Source organism: Microcoleus sp. Pol12B4 (genome assembly GCF_036701385.1).
Lineage (GTDB): Bacteria > Cyanobacteriota > Cyanobacteriia > Cyanobacteriales > Microcoleaceae > Microcoleus.
This window is the reverse complement of sequence record NZ_JAUBQR010000112.1, coordinates 1-21,185: the sequence shown is the minus strand read 5'-3', so window position 1 is coordinate 21,185 and position 21,185 is coordinate 1. Positions and strand designations below refer to the sequence as shown.

Annotated in this window: 13 protein-coding genes and 3 pseudogenes; 7 read left to right on the top strand and 9 right to left on the bottom strand. The window is 47.2% G+C overall.

The window, feature by feature from the left end:
* From QUA38_RS16345 to QUA38_RS16330, 4 genes and pseudogenes are all read left to right on the top strand, one after another.
* Nucleotides 1-252, top strand: a pseudogene (locus QUA38_RS16345) (IS630 family transposase); the annotation flags it as partial.
* Between the two features lie 402 nt (nt 253-654).
* On the top strand, nt 655-927 hold the full coding sequence (locus tag QUA38_RS16340; RefSeq protein WP_333163438.1) for a transposase family protein: 273 nt from the start codon (nt 655-657) through the stop codon (nt 925-927).
* Between the two features lie 230 nt (nt 928-1,157).
* Nucleotides 1,158-1,385, top strand: a pseudogene (locus QUA38_RS16335) (transposase family protein); the annotation flags it as partial.
* Between the two features lie 121 nt (nt 1,386-1,506).
* A pseudogene (locus QUA38_RS16330) lies at nt 1,507-2,300 on the top strand (IS5 family transposase).
* Nucleotides 2,301-3,403: 1,103 nt separating this feature from the next.
* Here QUA38_RS16330 and QUA38_RS16325 read toward each other — a convergent pair.
* On the bottom strand, nt 3,404-4,669 hold the full coding sequence (locus tag QUA38_RS16325) for an ABC transporter permease (RefSeq protein ID WP_333163436.1): 1,266 nt from the start codon (nt 4,667-4,669) through the stop codon (nt 3,404-3,406).
* A 218-nt stretch (nt 4,670-4,887) separates the two neighbouring features.
* On the bottom strand, nt 4,888-6,708 hold the full coding sequence (locus QUA38_RS16320; protein WP_333163433.1) for an efflux RND transporter periplasmic adaptor subunit: 1,821 nt from the start codon (nt 6,706-6,708) through the stop codon (nt 4,888-4,890).
* Between the two features lie 306 nt (nt 6,709-7,014).
* Between QUA38_RS16320 and QUA38_RS16315 the strand changes: the two genes are divergently transcribed.
* Nucleotides 7,015-7,452: a DUF6632 domain-containing protein gene (locus tag QUA38_RS16315; RefSeq protein WP_333163431.1), complete on the top strand. Its 438-nt coding sequence runs from the start codon at nt 7,015-7,017 to the stop codon at nt 7,450-7,452.
* Here the strand turns inward: QUA38_RS16315 and QUA38_RS29385 are convergent.
* From QUA38_RS29385 to QUA38_RS16305, 3 genes are all read right to left on the bottom strand, one after another.
* Complete coding sequence (locus tag QUA38_RS29385; protein WP_445305064.1) at nt 7,412-7,627, bottom strand: winged helix-turn-helix transcriptional regulator; 216 nt, start codon at nt 7,625-7,627, stop codon at nt 7,412-7,414. The two genes, QUA38_RS16315 and QUA38_RS29385, sit on opposite strands and share 41 nt — an antisense overlap.
* Nucleotides 7,628-7,724: 97 nt before the next feature.
* Entirely contained in the window at nt 7,725-8,993 is a 1,269-nt protein-coding gene (locus QUA38_RS16310) for a pitrilysin family protein (protein WP_333163430.1), read from the bottom strand.
* Nucleotides 8,994-9,232: 239 nt separating this feature from the next.
* Complete coding sequence (locus tag QUA38_RS16305; RefSeq protein ID WP_333163428.1) at nt 9,233-10,498, bottom strand: pitrilysin family protein; 1,266 nt, start codon at nt 10,496-10,498, stop codon at nt 9,233-9,235.
* A 346-nt stretch (nt 10,499-10,844) separates the two neighbouring features.
* Here QUA38_RS16305 and QUA38_RS16300 point away from each other — a divergent pair, with 346 nt between their 5' ends.
* Nucleotides 10,845-11,873, top strand: a complete 1,029-nt coding sequence (locus QUA38_RS16300) for a hemerythrin domain-containing protein (protein ID WP_333163426.1) — start codon at nt 10,845-10,847, stop codon at nt 11,871-11,873.
* Nucleotides 11,874-12,392: 519 nt separating this feature from the next.
* On the opposite strand, the gene QUA38_RS16295 is transcribed toward QUA38_RS16300, so the two are convergent.
* The 3 genes from QUA38_RS16295 to QUA38_RS16285 all read right to left on the bottom strand — a co-directional run bounded on the left by QUA38_RS16295 (nt 12,393) and on the right by QUA38_RS16285 (nt 18,464).
* Complete coding sequence (locus tag QUA38_RS16295; RefSeq protein ID WP_333163424.1) at nt 12,393-13,253, bottom strand: SDR family oxidoreductase; 861 nt, start codon at nt 13,251-13,253, stop codon at nt 12,393-12,395.
* 223 nt (nt 13,254-13,476) lie between these two features.
* Complete coding sequence (locus QUA38_RS16290) at nt 13,477-15,924, bottom strand: SdrD B-like domain-containing protein (protein ID WP_333163422.1); 2,448 nt, start codon at nt 15,922-15,924, stop codon at nt 13,477-13,479.
* A 545-nt stretch (nt 15,925-16,469) separates the two neighbouring features.
* Nucleotides 16,470-18,464, bottom strand: a complete 1,995-nt coding sequence (locus QUA38_RS16285; RefSeq protein WP_333163420.1) for an SdrD B-like domain-containing protein — start codon at nt 18,462-18,464, stop codon at nt 16,470-16,472.
* Nucleotides 18,465-18,659: 195 nt separating this feature from the next.
* On the opposite strand from QUA38_RS16285, the gene QUA38_RS16280 reads away from it, so the two are divergent.
* Complete coding sequence (locus QUA38_RS16280; RefSeq protein ID WP_333163418.1) at nt 18,660-19,337, top strand: peptidoglycan-binding protein; 678 nt, start codon at nt 18,660-18,662, stop codon at nt 19,335-19,337.
* 645 nt (nt 19,338-19,982) lie between these two features.
* On the opposite strand, the gene QUA38_RS16275 is transcribed toward QUA38_RS16280, so the two are convergent.
* A partial coding sequence (locus QUA38_RS16275; protein ID WP_333163416.1) for a right-handed parallel beta-helix repeat-containing protein occupies nt 19,983-21,185 on the bottom strand: 1,203 nt, incomplete at its 5' end.

Below are 21,185 nucleotides of genomic sequence, written 5' to 3'. Positions count from 1 at the left end.
TTTTTATTAGAAGTAAATGGTGACAAAGAACCTGAGAATTGGTCAATTACTTGTATTTTATTTGCTGCCAATGCTCCTCAACAGAATCCCGTTGAAGATATTTGGTTACAAGCTAAAAACTTTTTAAGAAAGTATTGGTATTTATGTAGGTCTTTTAAAATTGTCAAATTTTTGTTTAAATTTTTTACTAACGAACATAAATTTGATTTCCCCAAAATACGTCAATATACTTACACACAGAAAATCATTTAGGATTGCTATAGAATCCAAGCAAGTGAGAAGAGACATCTCCATTAATTTATTTTTTTGGTATAATTAAGGCAGCAAAGTAATCAGTTGAAGCCCATGAGTTTACTAATAAACTACATCGAAAAAAATCCCTAAAGAGCTAAGCGTTTTATTGGGATTAATTACGAATAGTTACAGTAGTTAGTTAAACAGGCTGAAGTTTTTCACCGTCAAAAACAAGAAGAGATTGAATCCAAAAAAGTCAGGATTAACAAAAAATGCCGGCTGTAAAAATAAATTATTCATTGCCGACTAAATTATTTTAACCTTATACCAATTCACTCTGAAGATACACTAAATTAGGCTGATTTATTTCTGGCTGTAACTATATTCTCAGCGTTATGTTAAGTGCAGCTTCATAGTAAATTGTTATTAGTTTACCTTGCTCAAAATAGCAATTTTGAATATTTAGGAATTCAATTTGAAGTCAGTGAATCAGCAGCTCATAATATTTTTCCCTACTGGTTAGTTATTCTCGGTAAATTATTACCGGCTACTCTACTAGAACAAGTAAAAAAAAAGAGCGATTATGAATTAGTCAAAGAAATTTTAACCCAATATGAATTAACAGTAGATAGCGCCGAGCAGCCTCTAGAGCGTCCTTCAGACCAAAAAGAACAGAAAATTTATATTCGGTAAAAAATAAAAATTACATATTAAAAACTTAATTAACTGTATTACCAAATGGAAAAGATATTGTTGATTTCAAAATTGGAGATCCAGGCTCAACTATCAATATTAGTCAATTCCGAACCCATCTCTCTCAATTTTCTGAGCATCAAAAATTTAAAGGAGACCAAGGCTATATGGGAGAAAAGCAAATATATACTCCTCGTAACAAGCCGAAAAAGGGATAATTAACCGACCAGAAAAAACAAGAAAATAAACAATTTTTAGCTGACCGAATCTATGTCGAACACATGATTAGACTCCTCAAAATATTTCGAGTAGCTCAAGAAAGATTTCGGCTCATGCGGGAAATTTACTCACTCGTAATTCGCGCAGTCTGTGCTCTAGTAAGAGTCAGGATAGGAGCTTTAATTTTACCTGACTATAATTCCTATTATCCTGAATTAAAAATGGTTGAACTTTCCTGAAGAGTTTGAGGCAATTGTTAAGACAAATTACTTAAGAGGATGTTTTAAAAGTGAGGAGGTGTTGTAAGAAAGCTCACAAGGCTTAAGCTGAAATTTGTAGATACCAGCACCTTGTGAGCGAATGACTAAAGCATATCCTAGTAACTTGACGTGGGAGCAGTGGGAGCTGATCGCAGAACTGTTTCCAAAAGAAAAACCTGGTGGCCGTCCCCGTACAGTGGCGATGTACGCCATTGTCAATGCCATTCTCTATGTACTGTGCTCTGGATGTACGTGGCGAGCCTTACCAGGGGATTTTCCTGCTTGGTCAACTGTTTAGGGTTATTTCTGGAGATGGAGCAAAGATGGTACGTGGTTGAAGATTCATGACAAACTCTACCAGTGGGTTCGGGTAGCTAGTGGGCGTGAACCTAGCCCAACAGACACGCCGCCGTCGATAGCCAATCAGTGGAAACAGCAACGATGATTTCTCTGGACGTAGAATATGACGCAGGTAAACAGATACATGGTCGCAAGCGACATTTGAGCGTGGATCTGTTAGGGCTTGTTTTGCGGGTTTTGGTTACTTCTGCCAGTGTTCCTGAACGTGAAGGAGCGAAACAAGTCCTCAAACGAGTTCATTGCATGGAAGATAAGGTCAAGCGATTACATACAGTGTGGATGGACGGGGGGTATCGGGGGCAAGACTTTATGCGGTGGGTTATGGATATGTTTGGGTGGATTGTGGAAATTGTCCTCAGACCTTTGGAGAAAAAGGGTTTCGTTGTATTACCAAAACGGTGGGTGGTTGAGCGAACATTTGGATGGCTCAACTGGTGTCGGCGCTTGAGCAAAGATTATGAAAGGCTTGTGGAAACTTCCGAAACTTTTATCTACATAGCGATGATTCGGATCATGGTCAGACGACTCGCGTAATTTTTGACTTGCTTCGACTTTTAAAACATCCTCTAAAGTAGCTGTTTTACCGTTAAATTAAGAGAAGAAAAATCAAACAAAGAGACAAACCTCATTGAAACCCAGTCGTAGAGTAAATTTGATAATTTTTGGAGATGTCTTATCGAATAAGCTTTCATTTTTAACAATGGATGATGTTTGGTACAAGTAAACGTGTTGTGAGTCAAGCATCGCGTACTAGGAGTCAAAAAAATGCTACTATGTGTGGTATCGCTTTCGCGTGGCTTTACTGAACTATATAATTATAATTCATTTGTTTTGATCTTCTGTGTTTGAGCCTCACGAGTGAGGGTCAGTAACATGAGACATCATCTTTCTGAGAAAGGCTATAGATCGGTCAATGAAGTCATAACATCAGTCAATTTAATAAGTTCAACAGATGCAATTACATTTGAGGCTTTTATTATCTGAAAACGCTTACCAAAATTAGGGAAAGGTGCTTGTGTAGTGATGGATAAGTGTACTATTCATACCGGAGAATAATTAGAAAAAGCCATCTAAAAAAGTGGAAAAATTAATATACTTATCGCCCTATTCGCGGGACTTCTCCCTAATTAAAAATTTCGGGTTAAAACTTAAAAAGATTCTGCGTTCTATCAAGACGAGTAATTATCAAGATTTAGCAAAAGCACTTTTGGTTTCCATTTAATGCAGTTACAGAGCGAAAATATTTGGAATTGATTTACTCACTGCCGTTATTTTACCTCATCTTTATGAGAAAGGCTATATATTATTTCTAATGGGATTTAGACATTTTCTAGCCCCTTAAAGACCTGAAAATCTGTCTAGGTAAGGGAAAGATTTTGATGCCCCGTCATAGCTGAAATCCTTGTCAGTTCTGGACTGAACCCAATTCAAGCTCAAACCCTTTACCTGTGTTAGTTTGCAGCCATTTTTGATGGAATTTTTGTCTAAGTCGCGTTAGCGAATTAGCGCATCTGTAGCCGACAGCGAAGTCTGATCGTGCATCAAACCCGGTTTCAGACCACAGGTAAGCCCAGGACTATAAGTGTCACACTTGCGTGCAGGACTGTTCAATTTAACTGGGGCGATCGTCACTAAGTTCAATCATTCCGCAAGGCTGCGATCGGATCTAAGCGAGCCGCATTCCGAGCCGGCAATACTCCAGCTAACAATCCGACGGTAAAAGATAGCCCAAAACCTGCTGTGATCGACCATACAGAAACCACAAACGGAAATTTGAACGCTGTCGAAGCCCCAAAGGCGATCGCAATTCCCAACCCAATTCCCGCCGTTCCCCCCACCGTGGAAACTAAAATAGATTCCGCCATAAATTGAATTAGAATGGCTGCATTAGTAGCGCCTACCGCTTTGCGAATCCCGATTTCCTTAGTCCGTTCCACAACAGACACCAACATAATATTAGCAATACCGATACCGCCAACCACCAAAGAAATTCCGGCGATCGCTCCCACCATAACTGTAAATAAACCTATCACATTGCTGAAAGTATTAACTATCTCAGCTTGATTTACAACTCGAAAATCATCCGGTTGTGGTGGATAAATATTGTGGCGCAAGCGCATGATATTTTCTACTTGAAATTGAGCATCCGCTAAATCAGCTTCGCCCGCAGTTTCCAACCAAAAACCCGAGATCGCAATCCCCGCTAAAGAATTTCTCCCCACAATCCGCGAAGACATATTTTTGAGGGGAATATACACTCGATCGTCCTGATCGGTTCCCCCTACAGACCCCTTGCTTTCCATCACTCCAATGACCTTGTAGCGGTTTCCCTGAATGCGAATATCGGAGGAGAGCGCATTAGCTCCGGCTCCAAAAAGCTCGTCCCGCACTTTAGAACCGAGGACAACTACTGGCTCAGCAGCATTCAATTCATCCTCGTTAAAAAACCGTCCTTGTTGAGGTTGAATGTTCTTGACATCGGGATAATTTAAATCCGTTCCCAAAATAGCAGTAAAGGAATTTTGTCCGCCATAAACGACTTGCACTTGGCGCTGCAAATAAGCCGAAATTGCCTTAACAGCAGGAGCTTGTTTGCCGATCGCCTTTGCGTCATCCCAAGTAAGGGTAGTAGCAGAACCGCTTCCCTGACTGACACCGCCGGATCGCGCAGCTCCGGATAACACCAACAGCACATTTGTACCCAAAGCCTTTAACTGTTCTTCAGTTGATTTTTGTACTCCCTGTCCCACGGAAGTAATGGCAATTACCGAAGATATCCCAATAATTACGCCCAGCATAGTTAAACTGGTACGCAATTTGTTATTCCACAGCGCCTCTGTCGCCATGAAAGCGATTTGAACGTTAGAGATTTTTTTTGTACGGGGGCGAGTCTGTAATTTCATTGGTAATGGGTAATTGGTAATGGGTAAGCCGGAAATTGAAGGAAGAAGGAATAAGCAACACGCAAGAAAGAAGAAGCAAGAGGAAAAAAACAGCTATCCGTATAGTGCTGTTGGTAAGTGATAATTGGTAAGTAATAATTAGAAATTAGTAATTGGCAATTGGTAATCGGTAATTGTCAACCACTAACTAATGACTAATGACTAATGACTATTAACTACTAACGCAAACGAGTGCCACCACCCGGTTGCAAACCAGGAATTCCACCCGACGATGGATTTTGGGATCTAGGCCGCGATCCGGGGGGGAAAGTAAGCAGCACTTTTTCATTTCCTTTCAAACCCGATCGCACTTCCGTCTTGTCATCCACCGTCATACCAGTCTTAATCGGCATAAAAGCAGGTTTGCCATCTTCTCCACCGGGAACAAAAACCCCCGTTTCCCTTTGTTGGCGGACAATTGCCGCAGTCGGGACTACCAAAACATTTTTAAGTTCACCGGCCTTAAATTCCACATTCACATTCATGCCTGATCGCAGCACTTGTCGATCGTCATTAATAATTGCTGCTTTTACCTCAAAACTTGTCACATTTTGCAGGACGATCGACTGAGGCGAAATTTGAGTGATTTTACCTGCAAAAGTCTTTCCCGCAAAAGCATCGGCTTGAATAGACGCAGCCTGGCCGATCTTAATCTGAGAAATATTAGTTTCTGCTACGTTTGCTACTAATTGATTTTTTGAAGCTAAGGACAAAATCGAAGAAGAAGTAGCTGAAGAAACCGCACTACCTGCCGTCGTGGGAGTCACAAAAGCGCCCGGATCGGCGTACTTGCGGGTGACAGTGCCGGTGAAAGGAGCCCGCAGCACAGTGTCGCCGATCAGCGCTTGAACGCTTTGCAGGCTGCCTCTAGCGGCGAGAACTTGAGCGCGGGCTTGGGCGATGTCTTCGGGGCGAGAACCTACTTCTAGCAGCGCCAAAGCTTGCTGTTTTTGCTCGACGGCGGCCTGCGCCGCAGCGATTTCTTCCGGGCGTGCGCCCGATCGCGCCAGGGCCAAAGTTTGCCGTTTTTGCTCCACAGCAGCCCGCCCTGCAGCAATTTCTTCGGGTCGTGCGCCCGATCGCGCCAGGGTTAAAGCTTGCCGTTTTTGCTCCACAGCAGCCCGCGCCGAAGCGATTTCTTCGGGGCGAGTACCCGCTTGCAGCAAAGCTACAGCTTGTTCGGCTTGTCTGACTTGCGTTTGAGCTCGATCGCGCGCGGTGCGAGAGTTGTTGACAACTTGCAAAGCAATGGCTCCGGCATTATAGAGTTCCTGATTTCTCTGAAAGTCTTCCTCTGCTTGGTTTTTGGCGTATTCGGCATCTCTGAGTTTGGCGATTGCTTGGGCGATGTCTTCAGGGCGATTGCCCTTAAGCAATTTTTGTAAATTTGCCTGTTGTTCAGCTAGTTGTGCCTCAGCTACAGCAATGTCTTGGCTTCGATTGCCGTTGAGCAATTTTTGTAAATTCGCCTGTTGTTCAGCTAACACTGCCTCAGCTACAGCAATGTCTTGGCTTCGATTGCCGTTGAGCAATTTTTCCAGACTTGCCTGTTGTTCTGCTAACACTGCCTTAGCCACAGCAATGTCCTGGGTTCGAGTGCCGTTGAGCAATTTTTGCAGGTTTGCTTCGGCGGCTGCGAGTTGTCCGCGAGTTTGGGTAAGTTGCCCTTGGAGGTTGGAGTCGTCCATGTAGGCGAGAATCTGCCCTTGTTCAACCTTATCTCCTTCCTTGACAAGCAAACTTTTGAGCATTCCTGAAGTTTTGGGGCTGACGTTAACGGAACGTTCGGGCACAATTGTGCCGTTTGCCGAAATTGTAATCGGCAGGTTGACCCTTTCGACAGCAACGGTTTTTTCCTTGCGTCTGGTTTCGCGGCTGGATTTGACTGTGAGTTGGCTGTAAGCTGTGTAGCCTACTCCTGCCAGCAGGGAAGCGGCGAGGAGCCCGCTAACCCACGGAGTCAGCTCTTTTTTTATCTGAAAGTGCTTTACTAAGTACATATAAATTAGACATATCGGGCGTCTGTTCAATTTAGACCGATCGGGAAGAGAAAACGTTCAATTATAATATTTTTAGTTAGGGGCGCTCGTTTGCCTCTCAAATCAACCGTTATGCCACAAGTCCTCTCTGGGGGTGTGGCGGGAAGCCTATCTTTATAAGCACCTTCTCTCTGGTTGATTCAGAAGCGTTTAGGACTGCACCACAATCGTGGGAGGTATGATTTTGATCTAGATCAAGATATTTACGGAGCAAATACGAATCTAGTTGGTAGAGACTTTACTGGAAAATAATAGGAGGTTAGAGCAATGGATAAGGATCATCGATACTTGCGAATCGCCCTTGTTATTGTCGGAATTGCCTTTCTGCTTGTCTATCCACTGATGAAGATTTGGCCATCTGGCTGGTCATGGCAACCCGGCCAATACGAATACGAACAGATGATCGTCGGCATTTATGCGACGCTTGGTGTCTTTTTGCTGTGGGCTTCTCGAAAACCAGAAACGCATCTCAGCTTAATCTGGTTCACCGTCTGGTCGAGTGTTCTCCACGGGCTGATCATGGCGGTACACGCAGTGATTGATTCTGCGGAACGCGGACACCTCCTCGGCGATGTTCCAGCATTGATTTTGGTGGCAATTGTCCTTGGTTTCTTAGCGTCACGCGAAGTGGTGCCAAGTGAAGGAGCGGGCGCCACAGAACAAATCAAATCCAGCAGACAGACGAAACCCGGGGTGCTGAGTTAAAGACATCTACGGCTGCTGATTTGAGCCGTTTGATCGCTGATAGTGCATTTTCTCGATTAGTAGCAATCGCTGCTAAGTCAGCAAGATGTATCTCACCCCACTCGTAAAGCGTTGCGATCGGCTCAAATAAAATTTCACCTAATGATGTTAGTGAATATTCAACCATCGGTGGGATATTGACATATTCTGCTGGAGCTTATATCAGATCCGGGCGATCGCGTATAATATCAAACCGATCGAACTTTTCAAAAGTTCGATCGCCCATTTCCTACTCAACAAACAGCCGCTACACCCAATTCTGTAATCGCCGCCTCCGGACCCACCAAAGAAATATACGGTTCTACAAAATATTTCTTAGCAGCATCCCGCGCTTGTGAAGCTGTCACCTGTGCAATTTCTTCTTGAAATTGCTGGTCAAATTTAATCCCCAATCCCAAAATTTCGTACCAGCCTAAAACTTGGGCAATTTGCGAATTAGTTTGTTTTCCTAAAGCATATTGACCGAGCATTTTATTCTTGCAAGCTTGCAATTCTTCCTCGCTTAGTTCGGTGTTGGCGAGTCGATCGACTTCTGCGCGCAATCCTTCAAAAGCAGTCGCCGTATTTTCCGGCGCCGTACCCATGTACACGACAAACTGAGCCGTGTCCAAGCGCGTCGTGTAGAGCGCGGAAACGTCGTAAGCCAAGCCCCGCTTTTCCCGCAATTCCACAAACAACCGGCTCGACAAACCGTTACCCAAATAAGTATTCAGCAACTTAATCGCTGCGTAATCGGGATTTCTGACCGAGGGTGCGAGGTAGCCCAGCATAATCACTGATTGCTGCGTATCTTGCGCCGTAACGACCGATTCAGGGGAAGGTGACAGAGGGGGGACGGTTAAAGTTGGTAAGGGTGTTAAAGGCGCTTTCCAGTCCCCAAAAGTTCGATCGATCAGGGCGATCGCATCTTCTGTGGATATTCTGCCGGCTACAGAAATAACTACATTATCGGGACGGAAATAGGTTTTGTGGAACTCTTCGAGCTCGTTTCTGGTGAGCGTTGACATAGTAGCTTCCGTGCCCAAGGGAGAGAAAGCATAGGGGTGTTCCTGATACATCGCGTGCCGCAATTGCTCGAAGGCGATCGCAAATGGCTGTTCTTGCTGCGATCGAATTGCCGATATGGCAATGCGGCGTTCGAGTTCGACTTCAGCTTCCGGGAAATTGGGCGATCGGGTCAATTGCGCCGCCAACTCCAAAATCTCCTCAAAATCCGCAGAAACAGTCTTCAAACTCACTAAAAAATAGTCTGTAGTAGAGTCGGCACTCAACCTCGCTCCCACCGATTCTACACGCTCGGCAATTTCCAGCGAAGACAGCCGATCGGTTCCCTTAGTCATTACCGCCGACAGCAAGTGACACAATCCTGCTTGTTCCGGCTGCACGTAGCGACTGCCGGCCCGCAGGAATATCCTAGCTGCAATAATATCTGCTGCTGGATTTTCTGCTGCCAAGACAACAATACCGTTGTCTAAAACCGTGCGCTGGATTTCATTTTTCATTGAATTCTTTGTTAACTGTTGACTATTGACTGTTCGCTGTTGGCTATTGGCTGTTGACTGTTCGCTGTTGATTGTCGATCACAGTAACAGATACATTTAACCCGGTAAATCTAGGAATCCACCTAAATCTACTTTGTATGGCATATGCTTAAAACGATCGTGACTTAATATAACCATCGCTCTTGCTATTTTACTTGCAAGTTTTCTTTTACCTTTTTTCAATTAACCGTCAACCGTTATTAGATTGGTTTGAGTACCACGGCTGTATAGCGTCGGGGAGAGAGATATTGTTGGGCTAGGCGCTGGAGGTCTAAGGGCCCAAATGCTTTAATCATGGTGGGATAGCTGAGCGCTAATTCGGCACTGGCGATCGTATTGTAATATCCGTAAAGACCGGCTAGCTGTCCCGGCGTCTCGAGCGAGAAAGCAAAATCGTTGCACAGCAAACGCTGACAGCGGAGTAATTCTACCTCGGAAACCGGCTCTGACTGCAATTGCCAAAGTCGATCGCAAATCCGAGATTCCACCTGTTCGATATCCTTGGCTTCCAAGACTGCACTGATAGTAAATAAACTTGATTCCCGTTGCAGCGAGAAAGTGCTGTCGATCGCCTCTACCAATTGTAATTCTTCCCGCAGTTCCCTGACTAAACGCGAAGTCCGCCCGTCTGCGAGCAACACTGACAGCAAATCCAAGCCGCAAGAACTTTGCAAATGTTCAACTCCCGGGCCCGTCCAGGCCATCATCAGGCGCGCTTGTTCCAAGCGGGGGAGACAGAGTTCCTGACGGCGAATTTCTATCAGGGGTGGTTCCGCCTCTGCGGTTAATTGGGGACAATCCCACCGATCCGAAAACTGCTCAAAAGCTTTCCCCGTAATATCTCTGGCCTGTTGCTCATCAATTCCCCCGACTACCACCACTGTCATATTTTCCGGCTGATAGTGCGATCTGTGGAAACAGCGCATTTCGTAGGGAGTTCGCGACATCAGCAGTTCTTCGGTGCCGAGTACCGATCGCCTGTAGGGATGCCGCTGGTAAACTGTTTCCATCATGGCTTGGAAACCCAGCCAATCGGGATTGTCTTGAGCTTGACGGATTTCTTCGAGTACCACATCTCGCTCGCGATCGAATTCCCGATCCGGAATCGAAGCCCGCAACAGCAATTCTGCCAGCGGCTGGGCTGTTTCTGCTAAATAATCGGCTGCAGCGTTAACAAAAAAATGCGCGTAGTCGTGACTTGTAGCTGCGTTGGCGACACCGCCGCGATTTTCGATTACCTGGTCAAATTCTCCAGGGGCGATCGAATCCGTCCCTTTAAATATCATGTGTTCTAGGAAATGAGCCATTCCCGACCAAGAATCCGGCTCCAGCGTAGCGCCAGCCCTTACCCACACGTCTAGCGCGACCACCGGTGTGGCCGAAATCCGCTGGTGAATGACCGTTAACCCATTATTCAGCTTCCAGACATTGGCTGGGAACTCTAAAGCAGTGAGCAGTTGAGACAAGCTAGTTATTCTTAAACTTTAGTTAACTTCGGCTGCAACCATGGTAGCGCTTTACAGCTATGCGATCGGGATTAATTGATACAAAAGTCAGTCTTCAGTTGGCAGTTGTCAGTTGACTGTTGGCAGTTGGCGCTTGGTAGTTGTCAGTTGGCAGTTGTTATTAAGGGTAATTTCTGCGTTTTTCAAAAACGACCTTAGCATTAATTAAGTATCATTTGTTGGTTTAAAAGTCAATAGGTTGCGCGGGATATTAATGAATCAGTCGGGAGAAAGAGGATGTTATCAGAATATATCAATAAATTAAGAGATGTAAGAACACGAAAGACATTGAGAGGAGAAACGACAGATGGTAGCTACCCTAGAAGATACCAAGCGCCAAGCGATCGCCACTAAATTAGCAGACATGAAAGCGCTGCAAAACCTGTTGATCGCTAACGAGCAATTGTTCATCAATTCCTGCAACGACTCCGAACTAGCCCAGCGCTTCCGGGATATGCTCGAAGACGATCGCAAAAACTTGGGCGTATTAGAAACTACGATCGTGCAATACGGCATTCAAGCCGAGCCCAAAGAAACCAGCACAAAAATGATTGAAGAAGTTCAGAAACTCATGCAAGGTTCTGAACTCACATTGTTTGAAAAAGTCAGCCAGCACGAACTGCTCAAACACAAACAAACAATGGCCGGTTTGTTAATTCACAAAGCTGCTCAAGTAGTCGGCGCTGACATCGAAGCTGCCATTACCCCCCTCAACACAGTTAACTTTGAGAACCGCGCTCACCAAGAACAACTTAAAGGAGTTCTCGAAATTTTAGGCGTGCGCGAACTGACCGGCAAAGATCCCGACCAAGGCGTTTGGGCCCGCGTGCAAGATGCAATGGCAGCCATGACCGGCATCATCGGCGGTGCAGTTACCCGCAGCAAAGATGAGATGAACATCACCGAAATCATCTCAATGGATCACCGCAAAACCGATACCCTATTTATGGAAATCGCAAGCACCGACGATCCTCAAAAACTGCAAGAATTCTTCGGTCAACTTTACAAAGACCTCAGCGTTCACGCAGAAGCAGAAGAACAAGTTGTTTATCCCGCAGTTCGCAGCTACTACGGCAATACTCAAGAACTGTACAGCGAGCAAGCAGAAATGAAGCAGATGCTCGCCCAAATTAAGGCTCTCAACCCCACTTCTTCTGATTTCAAAGCCCAAATCAAACAGCTCCAAGCAGCGGTTAAAGATCACGTTCGACAAGAAGAAAACGATATGTTCCCTCAAATTCGCCGCAACCTGAGCGAAGCACAAATGGAACAAATGGCTACTCAATTCAAAGCAGCCAAAAGCACCATCCAGCAAGAAATGGCTAACCTGAGCTAATTCAGCAGCGAGCTAATTGTAGCTCTAGGTGAGCTAAAAACTAGCTAAACTGCAACCTATCAATCCCGCTATCCACGTAGCGGGATTACTATTTTGTGTAAACTCACCAATGTTCAAAAACTAATATCAAATGTGTTAGCATCGGAATCATTCATTTATCTATTCTTTTCATCTGCGTGAATCAGCGTCAATCTCTTGTCATCTGCGGCGGGAGAAATTATCTTTTTTTAACCGCAGATGAGGGCAGATTAACACAAATAAACGCAGGTTAATTGTATCAATTTCGGTTGCATCGTCCGTGATTGTTGACTCTTAGGCGAAGCTAAGTGGGCATCACTATTGACGGGATTTTACGCCCGACGATGCTAGCAGATTGAATATAATTAAAAAAATGAATAAACCCGCCCTAGCTAACGTGGTTGTGGGGGCGGGTTTATTTATATGGTGAGTTATAGTCAGAGGTTGTGGATGAAAGTTCCCCACAAAATGCGGTTATTTATATATTAACTCGCACCAAATCTACCCGTTAATCACAGATCCGCCGTTGGGATGCAAAATTTGACCCGTCATGTAAGACGAATCTTTTGAAGCTAAAAACACGTAACTGGGGGCAACCTCATCGGGTTGACCGGCGCGTCCCAAGGCCGTGTCTGCACCAAATTTCTCCACTTTTTCTTCAGGGAAAGTTGCAGGAATTAGAGGCGTCCAAATCGGGCCGGGGGCGACTCCGTTGACGCGAATTCCTTTCTCAGCTAAACTTTGAGACAAAGAACGGGTAAAGGCAACAATTGCTCCTTTTGTGGAGGAGTAATCTAATAATTGTTGATTGCCTTTGTAGGCGGTGACAGAGGTAGTGTTGATTATGGCACTTCCCTCTTTGAGGTGTTTGAGAGCGGCTTTTGTGAGATAAAACATGGAGAAAATGTTGGTGCGGAAGGTGCGCTCTAATTGTTCGGCGGTGATGTTTTCGATGCTTTCTTGGGGATGTTGTTCGGCGGCGTTGTTGACTAAAATGTCGAGATAGCCAAATTCTTTAACTGTTTGTTCTACAAGGTTTTGACACACGCTTTCATCGCCGATGTCGCCGGCGATCGCAATACAGCGCCGACCTTGTTGTTCGATCGCCTCTTTGGTTTTTTTGGCATCATCATCTTCGTTAAGATAGCTGATGACCACGTTAGCGCCTTCCTTGGCAAAAGCGATCGCCACTGCACGCCCGATACCGCTGTCTCCGCCTGTAATTAATGCTATTTTGTCCCGCAATTTGTCGCTACCACGATAGCCCTCCGCGAAGGATTGGGGTTGCGGGGTCATTTGCGATTCAATACCGGGTTGCTGTTCTTGATGTTGAGCCGGATTGGTTTGTTGTTGAGTTGGCATAACATATTCCTCTAAGTTATACCTCTATAAATAAAGGTTTTATTGAGGCGGGGAATCGGTCTTTTTGCCGATCGCGCCCTACTACTAAAGACAGTTTGGGCGCTCGAAACCGCTTTTTATAAGTGTCAAAGCAGCAAAAAGCACGTCAAATGATCATTTGACGTGCTTTTTCAACAACTTAACTGTTAATTGCTGAGTCTCGAACTAGAAACCCAACTTAACATTAAAACCAGGCACCCTCAGCCTTCTGAGGAGTTAGAGGATTTGGAGGAGTTAACACTAATTGCTCCTCTAGACCATTCTTTACTAAAAATGATGCAATCAGCGAATTCGCCTCGCGTTGCAAATCTTCCCCCTTAACAAAGTGGCTAGAACCTTCCCTCCGATCTGCGATAAAGTTACCGACGCTGCTGGGTTTCACCAGAGCCGCCGCTGAAGGGTCGGGCTTAATCAGCTCATCGGGATCGGAGATGCTAGAAGCAGTCACCGTGCCGCCGGTCAGCGGATCGATGCTGTCAATAACCCTTTCTGGTTCCGTCGGTACTGGCGCCGGCACGATCGGCGTTACAAAAGTATTTGGCCCCGGTACCGAGAACGCAACAGGGTTAGGGCCGGTCGGAATCGGGTACGGGTTGGGAACGCCCGGAGCGTTGAAAACTTCCAAGAGCGAGTAGCTGCCCGGAGCTAAATTGGTGAACAGAACCTGGCCGTTAGCATCACTCCTCACCAGAGGCTCGCTAGCAGGATCGTAGCGGCCGTTCCGGTTGAAATCCAAGGTGAACGGGATGCCCTCCAAAGGAAATTCGCCCTCATCTCGAAGGCCGTTGCGGTTGTCGTCCCGGAATTTTTCTCCGAGATAGTTAAAGAACTGACCGTTGCCCACCAAAGCACAAGTAAACGTTTGGTTTGCGCCCAGAACGATGTCCAGTGGTTGAGTAGTTTGGAAAGAATTGGAGGGCACAACTTCCCGGACTCGGTAAATACCGGGGGTCAAATTGCCAAACTCCCAGCGGCCGAACTGATCGCTGACGGTACTTGCTTCTCCAGCATCAAGGGCATCGTTACCGTTGCTGTCGAGGTAGATTGTGACCCCTGCGATCGGCGTTTCAAAGCCGTCTCGGTAGCCGTTGCCGTTCAAGTCTTGGAATTTGCACCCAGTGATGCGGCTGTTGGGGGTGTTGCCAAAGACAACGTTGGCATCTTGAGTGCTGAGGTTGAACTGCACCCGATCCGGAGTAGTAGGACTAAAACCAGCTTGCGGCACTTCCCGAACTACATAATTGCCCGGTTCCAGGTTGGTGAAAGCACCGCGCCCGTTGGCATCAGTTACTAACGACTGTTCCCCTGTGTCGAGAGCGCCGTTGTCGTTGGCATCAAGGTACACCGTGATGCCGGGAATGCCCACTTCCTGTAGAGTGTTGGCCGGTTCGTAACGACCATTAGCGTTCTGATCGTTGTATTTGAAGACCGTGATGTTGGGGCGCGTATTCCCGACAGCACCGCTACCTGGATTTACCAAAATCGGGGTGAAGAAGACTGCGGGTTCCGGGTTTACGGGGGGGAAGGGGGGCGGAAAGTTCGCCGCAACGACCCGCTGGCCGCCTGCAACTGTTGGGTCTGCCACTATGAAAGGCAGTGTTCCCTGCTGGCGCGATTGGGGTCCGGGGGCTGTGACTTCTACCGGGTTCTGCGTAGTTGCAATTGGCGGCTGGTTGGGTATGAATGTTTCAAAGGTTTCCAATACTGAGTAGCTGCCAGCCTTCAAATCTCTGAAGGTAGCCCTACCATCAGCGCCAGTTAACAGTCGCGGTTCGCCCGCGTCTGTCCTGCCATTCCGGTTCAAATCGAGGATGAACGGGATGCCCTCGAGTGCAACTTCGCCGGAGTCTTGTATGCCGTTGGCGTTGTTGTCCCGGAATTTGAAGATCGGGATTTCGTACAAAGGAGTGTTGCCCACTTGAGCGCAGGCCCAGATTTCGCCCTGGCCCAGGTTAATGTCAAGCAGGGAGATGCTGCCGGGGGGGGTGCTTTGGGGAAAATCTCTTTCTAAAGGTTCAGTGCCCGGCCCGTTGGCTCGCTCTTCCCGAATCCGGTATAGCCCTGCCTGCAAACCGGTGAATCGGTACTCGCCGTTTCTATCAGTTAAGGTACTGGTGTCCCCTGCATCTAGCTGACCGTTGTTGTTGGCATCGATATAGATTCTGACGTTTTCCATCGGGGGTTCACTCCCGTCTCGAAAGCCGTCGTTATCTACGTCGAGGTATTTGCAGCCAATAATCTGACCGTCACCTGTAGCATTACCGAACAACACTGTGGCATTAATGCCCGCGAGGGTAACGACGACTGGGTTGGGAGTTGTCGGGCTGAAACTTGGTGGCGAGATTTCCCTGACAGTATAGGTGCCTGGAAGCAAGCCTGGAAATACGAAGTTTCCGCTGGCGTTTGTCAACGTTGAGGGTTCACCTGGCTCGACAGTGCCGTTGTTATTGGTGTCAATAAAGATTCGGACGTTGGGGAGTCCCGGTTCGCCTGCATCTCGAATGCCGTTGCGGTTCTGGTCGTTGAACTTGGTACCCTGGATACCCGCAGGAGCGTTGCCAAAATTGATGGTTGGCGGTAGCACTATTGGGGGTAATACAGGACTTACCTGACTAGCATTTCTGTCTGTCATGATTTTCTTTTCCTTCACACCTAAATCTACGTAAGCTACAGGCTACTGTATCACTTTGTCAATCAGCAGTTAGCTGCTGCTAGCGACTGACGATCGCTACTCAATCATACATACGTCTACGTTGCTCAAAGGTTCCTCATCTAACCTCCGGCTTACTCCAGCTTTGTCGCACGAGATTATATCAGGTTTTGAATAGCTGTGGCAATTTGAGCGCAATATCTTCAAGATTTGCGCCCGGAGTTCTTCTGCCCGTGGACACTTGCTGTTTAGAGCTGGAACAACGTTAAGATTCACTGAACCTCTGTGAATTGAGCGACCTGGCCACGAGGGCGATCGCACTTGGGGAATTGTCTGATAATTCCTAAAAACAGGTATGATACTACCTCTGAATCTTGCTCCTCATATACAAGCCAGCTTTGGGCTTCCCGGAACTCTGGCTATGTGTTGGAGGTTGCCAACAATAGGGTATCACGCGATCGCCCTTTAACCTCTTCCTAATTTTTATCTGCGGTTTGGGATTCTGAGCGATCGAGTTTTGTGTCACCCTACATAACCAATAAATCTCTCGCAGCCACAGTGCTGACCAAGTGTCCGATCGCCCCTTTAATTAATTCATTTTTGTTGACAATCTCACCGATTTGTGATATAGAACCCATACCGACATTCTCTTGACCAAAGTTAGGAATATTGGCTAAATTCGCAACAGGTCGATCGACCCAAAAATCACTAATTGGATAAGTATTACCACCCGACCTCAAAGGCAAGCTACCTGCCCCAATATTATTGGCAGCAGGTTCACCCGCATAGTTGCTGGCATCCGTTAGCGGGTCGCCTTTCAAGGATTTAACCAAGGTACCCTCAACCTCTCCCGTCACCACATCGATTTTGCTAGCCCGAATCTCTGGCGAGACAACAACCACCGCAGGTGGAGTCGTTTGAATGAAACCGGGCGGCGGAACTTCGCGGACAACATAACTACCTACCGGAACATTGCGGAAACTGTAATTGCCCTGAAGGTCGCTGAGGGTAGTCGCTTCACCCGGATCTAAACTGCTGTTATTGTTGAGGTCGATGTAAATTTGAGTGTTGGCGATCGGCGGTTCCCCGGGATCTAGGCGGCCGTTAGCGTTAAAATCGTTAAATTTCACACCGCTGATCGTACCCGTCACCAACAGGTTACCAAAGCTGAGATTAGTGGCATTTGTGCCGTTGCCCACGGTGATCGGAGTCGGATTAGGCGTGGTTTGTCGAAAACCGGGCTGCGGAACTTCCCTCACGACATAGGTTCCTTGAGGCAAATTGATAAAAGAGAAATTACCTTCGGGGTTTGTTAAAGTCGAAGGTTCGCCCGGATCTAAACTGCCATTGTTGTTGAAATCAAGGTAAATCGGCCAGTTGGCAACTCTCGGTTCCGTCGGTTCGTTGATACCGTTAGCGTTGAAATCGTTGAACTTGAAGCCGCTGATGCTGCCGGTAGGAAAATTGTTACCGAAATTGACGCCGACAGCATTGGTATTGCCGGTTATGTCGATCGGACCTGGATTTGGCGTAGTCTGTACCCATCCCGGTTGCTGGACTTCCCTCACCAAATATCGGCCGGGAGAAACATTGGCAAAAGTGTAGTTGCCTTGCGGGTTGGTGATGGTGTTGGCTTCGCCCGGATCAAAGCTGCCATTGCCGTTGAAATCGAGGTAAATTGGCCAGTTGCTCAGAGGCGGATCTGTCGCATCTCTGACGCTGTTGGCATTGAGGTCGTTGAATTTGATCCCGCTGATGCTGCCGACAAAAAAGACATTGCCAAAATTGATGTTGTTGACAGTGGCGTTGGAAGTAACGTTAACCGGGCCGGGGTCAGGCGTGGTTTGGAGAAAACCCGGTTGCTGGACTTCTCTCACCAAATATGTATCTGCGGGAATATTGACAAAAGCGTAATTGCCTTCACCGTTTGTCAAAGTAAAAGGTTCGCCGCCGTCGAGCCTGTTATTGCGGTTGAGGTCGAGGTAAATTTGCCAGTTAGCTAGCCCTTGTTCCCCGAGATCTCGGCTGCTGTTGTTGTTGATGTCGTTGAATTTTGTGCCTGCGATCGTCCCTGCGTTAAAGTTGTTGCCAAAATTGATATTGCCAGCGTTTGTGCCGCTGGTAATCGTGATGGGTGCGGGATTTGGGGTAGTTTGGCGAAAGTTCGGCTGCTGGACTTCCCTAACTTGGTAAGTTCCCGGCGGCAGGTTGGCGAAAATGTAGTTGCCTTGCGGATTTGTGAGGGCGGAAGGTTCGTTAAATTCTGGCTGGCCGTTGTTGTTGAGGTCGAGGTAGATTTGCCAGTTGGGAATGGGGACTTCTCCGGGATCAGGGAGACCGTTGGCGTTAAAATCGTTGTATTTGGTGCCGCTGATGCTGCCGACTTGGAAGTTCCCGATGTTGACGTTGCCGATGTCTATTTGGCTGGCGGTTCTGGTGCTGGATTCGGACATGGTGTTGCTGGGGCCCAATGAACGCGGTTCAATGTTTTCTGTAGGGCAATCTAGCAGTTTTTTTGCCAATTGCAGCTATTTCAGGGGATAAATTATTTTTAGGAAAGGGAAGGGGGGAAAAGTTGTGAGTTTTGAAGTTAACTGGTTCGCAGACATAGCCAGGGAATCAGTTAATGCCTTAGCCCAATTCCCTATGCCTAAATTCCCAATTTTTTCCAGATTTGATGTACGATCGCTACCAGTTTTGCAGAGGTCGAATTCCCAATGTCCCAAAACTTGACAGCAATCTGGAATGAAGCTCGCGAGGTTCCAAGTTTGCTCTTCGGCTGGAGTTTGTGCGGTTTATTGGTAATGGGATCGATCGCCCCTACTCCTGCTGTCGCACAGCTACCTACCTCCGAACAGAGTAACAGCAACAGCCCGATCGCTCAAACAGGTGCGATCGTCCGCCCCACGATCAAATTGGGCAGCCGAGGGTCGGAAGTGATCGAACTCCAAGCAGCTCTTAAATTATTGGGCTTTTACCCTGACACTGTAGACGGGATTTTCTCACAAAGCACCGCTAGAGCTGTATCTCAGTTCCAGGAAGCAGCAGGTCTGCCTCCCGACGCAATAGTCGGTCAAGATACTTGGAACCGACTGTTTCCTGAGACTCCGAGCGCGATCGAAAACCCGATCGCCAACGATCCTGCAACTGCCGACAACTCAGAGATTAACCCCCAAGCGCAGTCAACCAATTTCCCCGTTTTAAGAAGACGAATGCGGGGGGCGGCAGTCAGAGATTTGCAAGAACGGCTGCGGGCCAAGGGATTTTTGCGGGTGAGTGCTGACGGCGTGTTTGGCCCGGAAACTCAAGCTGCTGTCAAGGCAGCTCAGCGACAATATCAATTGCCAGCAGATGGCATTGTGGGCCGCGCAACTTGGGAAGCTCTGCTGCGTTGACAGCAAGCAAATAGTGCAGGCTATGCACGTTGGGGTATCGGGCGATCGTACAAATTGTTAATAATCGCTTTTGGAAGTATTTCATCACATCAAAAAGTGTCAAGTTTGGTAAACAAAGTGTTTTTATGCGCGCAGTTGGTGTTAACTTAAAAACATGAGGGGCAAAACCAAGAAGCACAAAAAACTTGGATAAAAAACTTGGAATTAGAGTATTTGTCCCGCTCGGCTCTAGTCCGCAGGCAACGCCTGAACCGTGTAGCTTATTAGCAAAGAAAGGTTGATATTGCGATTCGTATTGGTTAGATAGCTTGAGGCTATTGGATTAATCAAAAGTTGCGCTCGCACAACAGTCAAACACAGAAGTCTGAATAGACTCCGCTGATAGCTAGCTCGTCCGCAGAGTAGTTGCAAAAAAGTCCACCTTAGTTGTAGTTTGCTGAAACTCAGCAGAGCTAAAAACCCACTTGAATCAACTTAATTTACAAACTTTTTAGGGTCTGGCATCTGATATGCTAGGCCCTAAAATTTGGTTATTGGTTATTGGTTATTGGTTAAGATCCTTTAAATGCCGAACAGCTTAGCCGGAAAGGATATTCCCAATGCCCAATGCCCAATGCCCAATGCCCAATGCCCAATTTCCAATAACTATTTAATCTCCTCAATTCGAGCATTCAAACCATTAGCGCTGAGCATTTGTAGCAATTCCTCAGCTTTTTCGCGTTCCCGAAAAGCACCGGCTTGCATCACCGGTCGTCCGTTGGAAAAAGAGCGAAAAGCACCGGGAACGAGGGATTGCATTTTTTGTCGATCGCCCGGCCTGTCGGTATCCACCACAACTCGATAGCGCAAACCCAAAGCAGACGGTAGATCGAATGACGGCGAATTATCCGCCGCATCGGGCAAAGAATTCCCCCCTAAAGGTGCAGGTACATAGCCGCCCCTTCCTATAGGAATGTTGCGGCCCGGAACGGGCAATCTACCCTCGGAAGAAACCGAACTCGAACTATCAAAATTGGGAGGAATCATTGGTTGCTGTAAAGAAATTTCCGAAACCGATCGAAGACTCGGATCTGGCACGGGAATTGTGATCGCCCCTGGGACTACCGATGAAGCAGCGGCATTCCTCCCAGAAAGCTCTTGCTGCAACTGAGCGCTTGGCGGTACGGGTCGAGTTTGCACCGGTCGCCTTGAAACTGGCGCAGGTGGGGGAAGTGGCGCTCTTTCAACTCTGGGACTTAGCCGCCCGGGAGTGTAAGCAGGGAGAGAAGTGTCGGGGCCGCCGATGCTGGGAGGTCGATCGGCCCTTAGCTCAAAAGCACTTCCTCCTATTGGTGGCGGAGGGGTAAAAGTTCCCGCCACGTCAACCGATCCCGTCGTCCGGCTGCTCGACAATTGATTGCCGTAAGCTGGGATTACTTGACCTTTGGCCGCATTGTTCACATCGTACTGACCGTTGTTGCGAATGACATTGCCCCCCGGTTCCGCAGCAGTTCCCAAATCCGGCAGAGATCTCGATATCGCCACAATTCCGTCCCGCCGGTTACTCTCAATATAATTGTTACGCAGCACAGGTCTAGCATTAGCTTGCACCACCACGCCATCCTTATTGCGAGTAATTTTGTTGCCGATGAGCAGAGGCGAAGCGTTCTGCGCTACATTCACCCCAAATCCCGTGTTGTCAAACACATTATCTCGAACTTCCGGCTGGGAACTCCCAAAAATCGTAATGCCGTTAGCTCCATTTTTCGAGAAAACATTCCCGCCAATCGTCGGCCTGGAAGTACCCACTACCGAAATTCCGTCGTGAGTGCTGCCAGAAAAAGTATTGTTGACAACCGTCGGAGAACT